Here is a 4,557-nt window from a genome sequence, read left to right as displayed (position 1 = left end):
CCAAATAGTATTTGGGATATCCGTTTTTTCTGAAAAAAATTCCATCATCTCTGTTTCTTTTCTTCTTCTTTTTGAATAGTTAAAAAGCTTAGTATAGTTAATAGAATATCTATTGTAAGCATTGTTGAGCATATAGACAAGTTCACTTCCTTGAAATGCAGCAAATAGCTTTTTATCGCAATATAAATCCACGATTAATTTTTCAAGTGTTGTTGTTGAGACCTTCTTTACCTTTTGTGTAGGTGATTTGGAAACTAATGATTGTAAAACAATTGCATTTTCATATTCATAAATATATCGTTCAATTTGTTTGTCCTCAGGCTCGATAAAGATATTGCGAATTTTTTCTTCCTTTAAAAAACTGTAGACCGGTTCAAGAGCATCTTTTTCTACCTGCAAAATTGTGATAATTTTACCCGGAATGTGGAGCATAAATTCATGAGTGATTTTGGTTGACCAAATACAATACTTAAGTTGGTCAAATTGCTTTTCAATTTTCCCTGAAATTTTTTTTTCAACTTCACTAATTTCTGGCTTGAAAATGGGTTTGAATGAAAATGTAAAAAGTCCCTTTTTAATTGCAGTAATGATTTTTTTATCCTTCAAATGGTAAATCCTCCATCTGAAGGTTGTTTCTTTCAAATCGGGTTCAAATTGTCGGTAGAAGTCAAAAAGTTCTACTCTTGAAAAGGATTCTCTTCCTATGAATTCCTTTTTCAGCCTTTCTATGATAAAATCCTTTGCCACTATATCTTATGCTTGAGAATGCAAATATAATTAAAATCAAACAAATGACAGCAATAGGGTCTTTGTGTCAAATGTTAGATATCAAACGAAATACAGCAAAATGGATTTAATATCAAATTTTGGTCCATCAAACCACATTGGACTACTTACAAAGTCGTAACTGTCAGATAAGGTACTATCTATTGCATTTTAGAACTAATAATCATAAGTTTTTTTATCAATAGGAATTGTTTTTTATCTTCTCAATGTTTTTTATCTTCTCAATGTTTTTTAAAATCATAGACAGAGTATTATTTAAGTCTTCTTTGTTTGGTGGATTGCCAAAAAATATTTCATCTAAATCGTATGATTTTGCTTTTATTAACCTCTTTGTAAGTTTTTCTGCATTATCAATATATTCTTGTTCGTTTGAGCATTCATAAGATAATATTCCATATTGCAGCGTTAAATCGTGGCTAAGTTTTTCAGCCTCACCTAAAATACCTGAATATGTTTCAGTTGATAAATCGTCTGTATCCATAGTATATTCGAAATTTACTAGCAGCTAACTGTTTGCCGTTACCCGAAGTGGCGGATTGATGCGAGATAGAATTTTAAATTAACAACTTCACCCGCCATTACGCCAAACGGCAGTTATAGCCAGCCTTTCTTTCACTTCAGGTTAAACAAGTTTGAAATTCTGTCGTCCGTAAGCAAGTTAGTAAATAGTTTTTTATGATGTTCTTTTTCCTGAAATGGATGGTTTCTGAAAAGGTCAGCATATTCAATTTCTGTCAGGTCGCAAAGGTCTTCTGCTTTTTTTGTGGCTTCGTCATTTATCTTTTTTAGATATGAAGTGTTGTACTTCATTTTGTCTTTGTCAACCCAACCTGCTTTAATGAATGATTTTGTCTTTCTGTCGCAACGACAAGAATTTGAAGTGTTGATTAAGCCACATTTGTTATTCATAAAATTGTAAAGGTCTCTTCTTGCTCTTGAAAGTCTTTGACGAAAATTATCTTTGGTAATGTCCAACATTTGTGAGCCTAATGTATGGTCAATACCAAATATTTCGCCTAAAACGTAAACCAAGCGTTGTTCTCTATCCAAACAAAGTAACATTCCGCTCATACAACTGATGTTGGCTTCTTGTATTAATTCTTTCATCTCTGCTTTTTCCAAATCGAAAAGGTCTGTATCTGGCATTTGTTCAAGTTCTCTGCCATATTGGTCAAAAGAAGTGATGTAGTCTTCCAACCAAGCTTTTTTCATTTTGAGAAAGTGATTGAAAGTAATGCGGTATAACCAAGTTCTGAAATTGCTTTCACTTTTAAATTGTGCAAGATTAGTAATGACTTTTATCAACACTTCTTGTGTTACATCTTCTGCATCAAATGGGCTCAATGTCATCTTTAAAGCCACATTGTAAATGTAGTGTTGGTGCTTTTTTATCAATGTTTCTAAAGCGATTTTTGAACCTTCCCTTGCTTGTGCAATCAGTTCATTATCGTCTCTGTCTTGATATTGGGTTTGAAATGGGTTACTCATTTTTTCTTTGCAAATTTAGTCAATACGTTTTGGTAAGAAATATCTAAAAGATGTTTCAACAAATCTAAGTTTTCACTGTCTGGATTATTGATGCAAACCCATCCTAACCAAGCATAAATAGGATGTGGCATCAACATACCCGTTGTGGTGAAATCAAAATCAAGTTCTACTATCTCGCCTTTTGCGGGTCGTTTAGGAATATCACCAAATAGTTGTCGGTATTGTTTTTTGCCAACACCAAGACTTAAACGATAAATTCCTTCTCTGTCTAAATTGGAAGCCTTGTCATTAGGTCCGTCACTTTCTTTGATTGTGGAAAAGTATATTCCTTTTGGCAGGAAACCATCAGGATTGTAAAAGAAGCTTCGCTCACGATAGGCATCAGTTACGATTACACCCTGATAGTTTTCTAAAATCCATTGCTCTAATTGCTTTGCGTTCATTCTTCAATGATGACTGGGGTTGTCAGGTTCATTTTAACAGAGTTGAAATCAATTTTCTCCATAAAAGGAAGAACCAATTTTGACGTTTCCGAAAGTTTCATTGTATTCTCTGCACATTGGTAGTCTTTCCAAAATACTACGTCAGTCCAAGTGCTGTCTTCTGAAACAGTCAAAGCCCTTTTTATAAAACCGCCTTGTTTTTCTAAAAAGTCTTTTTGCATTGCTCTTGCAGATTGTTCAAAATCCTTTGCCGTAACCCCTTGATTGAGTTTAAATGTGGTGATTTCCACCATTCCTACCGTTTGTTGTTCCATTGTCATTTCCTTTTTGTTTTGAGTTGAATTGTTGCAAGACATCAAAATAGCCGTTGCAAGTCCGATTAAAATAATTCTGTTCATACTGTCTGCTTTAATGTTTGACAGTTAGATACTCAAAACTTCAAGGTGTGACAGTTGTCGTGTCGTTTTTTAAGGTTTGCTATAACGGTTTTGTGCTTGGCGTTCGTGCGGGATTTCAGGGCACAAAACTGTCAACCCAGCACTAAAGTTGATTTGAAGTAGAATGCTCAATTAACCACGTCAGCCCCCATTGCGGCAAACGGCTGTTAGCGGGTCGTTGTTTTATTTTCTGTTGTTGTTTCAGTTTTGTCTGTTGAGTCCCAATTTACACTAAATGCTAATATGAGTTTTATTGAAAAAAGCTGCATTATCATTTTTGTCAATGGGTCGGTATAATTCAAAAGCGTTGATAGAAATATTGACAAAAGTAAAAGTGTTACAGCAATTATTCTTTGATTGTAGTGCTTTTTTATTCTCAATACAATGATTGAGCTTGTCAGGGTAAATAATGACACTCCCAAAATCGCTATTAACTCACTTGGGAAAATCCAAATTAGAATTGATGGCTGTAATAGATGGAAAAGAACAAATATGTATCTCTTTCGCAATGATTCAGCATAATAGATATTTGTCCCTGTTGTAAAGTTTGCTACAATGCCACCGCCAATGTCAAGGGCAAGAATTGTCAGTATAATTTTTTTAATGACTGTAATGTCAGCATTCCACTTAATCATAAGAATCAGTCCGGCAAACGAACCAGAGCTAATAATAATTGCCAACAAGTCAAATGTTGTGGTTTCGCGTCCGAATAGTTCGCGTAAGAACTTATGAACTTCGATTTTTTGTATTTGGAACTTTTGTTTAGATTTCATTACATTATAATAATGATACTGATTTGAAATCAGTTACTTGTATTTTTACATTCTCTGCCAAAAATATGTTTCACTAAAAAAGCCTAAACAACAAGTAGCTTTTACTTTAAGTTTTCCATCTTGCAAAGATTCTAATGTAGCGTCAAAGTATTTCTTTAATTTCGGGTCATATATTTCACAGCTATAGGTGCCATTTTTATTTTTAACGACTGTTTTAATTACAGTTATTCCAATGAGCTTTTTATCATCAGAGTCCGTTATTTTTCCGGTTAAGACTCCATAATTTGTCGTGATTTCCACGATAGTATTATCAAGACCTGTTGTCCACTTCCCTTCCAAGTTATTGGATATAGCGGTTGGTAATATAAAACCTAATAAAAGCAAAATATTTAACATCCTACTATTCTTTTAATCTTACCTAAAATCAACTCTTTTGAATTATAATTCTTAGCCAGTTGTGCAAGCTCGGTTGCCTTTACAAAAGCTTTACGGTCATTTAGCAAATTTTCAATCTCCGATTTCAACCTCAACTAGCTTACTTCATATTTACGTATTCTTCTTGCACAACCTTGATTTACTACCATATCAATATTTGCAATCTGTTCAGGTTGAAGACCAACACCTATAAAT

General features: G+C 33.6%; 7 protein-coding genes. All 7 read right to left on the bottom strand.

What is annotated here, in order from left to right; genetic code table 11:
• A partial coding sequence (locus ABWO04_RS09925; protein ID WP_353079557.1) for a DUF6577 family protein occupies positions 1-747 on the bottom strand: 747 nt, incomplete at its 3' end.
• Positions 748-964: 217 nt separating this feature from the next.
• On the bottom strand, positions 965-1,267 hold the full coding sequence (locus ABWO04_RS09920) for a hypothetical protein (protein WP_353079556.1): 303 nt from the start codon (positions 1,265-1,267) through the stop codon (positions 965-967).
• Positions 1,268-1,398: 131 nt separating this feature from the next.
• Positions 1,399-2,274: an RNA polymerase sigma factor gene (locus ABWO04_RS09915; protein WP_353079555.1), complete on the bottom strand. Its 876-nt coding sequence runs from the start codon at positions 2,272-2,274 to the stop codon at positions 1,399-1,401.
• Positions 2,271-2,717: a DUF6194 family protein gene (locus tag ABWO04_RS09910; RefSeq protein WP_353079554.1), complete on the bottom strand. Its 447-nt coding sequence runs from the start codon at positions 2,715-2,717 to the stop codon at positions 2,271-2,273. The genes ABWO04_RS09915 and ABWO04_RS09910 overlap by 4 nt, the downstream gene beginning before the upstream one ends.
• Positions 2,714-3,115, bottom strand: coding sequence for a hypothetical protein (locus ABWO04_RS09905; RefSeq protein ID WP_353079553.1), 402 nt, complete (start codon positions 3,113-3,115; stop codon positions 2,714-2,716). Before ABWO04_RS09905 ends, ABWO04_RS09910 begins: the two co-directional genes overlap by 4 nt.
• A gap of 206 nt (positions 3,116-3,321) precedes the next feature.
• Positions 3,322-3,927, bottom strand: a complete 606-nt coding sequence (locus ABWO04_RS09900; RefSeq protein ID WP_353079552.1) for a hypothetical protein — start codon at positions 3,925-3,927, stop codon at positions 3,322-3,324.
• A gap of 45 nt (positions 3,928-3,972) precedes the next feature.
• A complete protein-coding gene (locus tag ABWO04_RS09895; RefSeq protein WP_353079551.1) occupies positions 3,973-4,323 on the bottom strand; it encodes a DUF2147 domain-containing protein in 351 nt (116 codons plus the stop codon).
• Positions 4,324-4,557: the final 234 nt, after the last annotated feature.

This window comes from Flavobacterium sp. (assembly GCF_040382755.1).
In the GTDB taxonomy this organism is placed as follows: domain Bacteria; phylum Bacteroidota; class Bacteroidia; order Flavobacteriales; family Flavobacteriaceae; genus Flavobacterium.
Note: the sequence above shows the minus strand (reverse complement) of the source record. Positions and strands in the feature narration are given on the sequence as shown.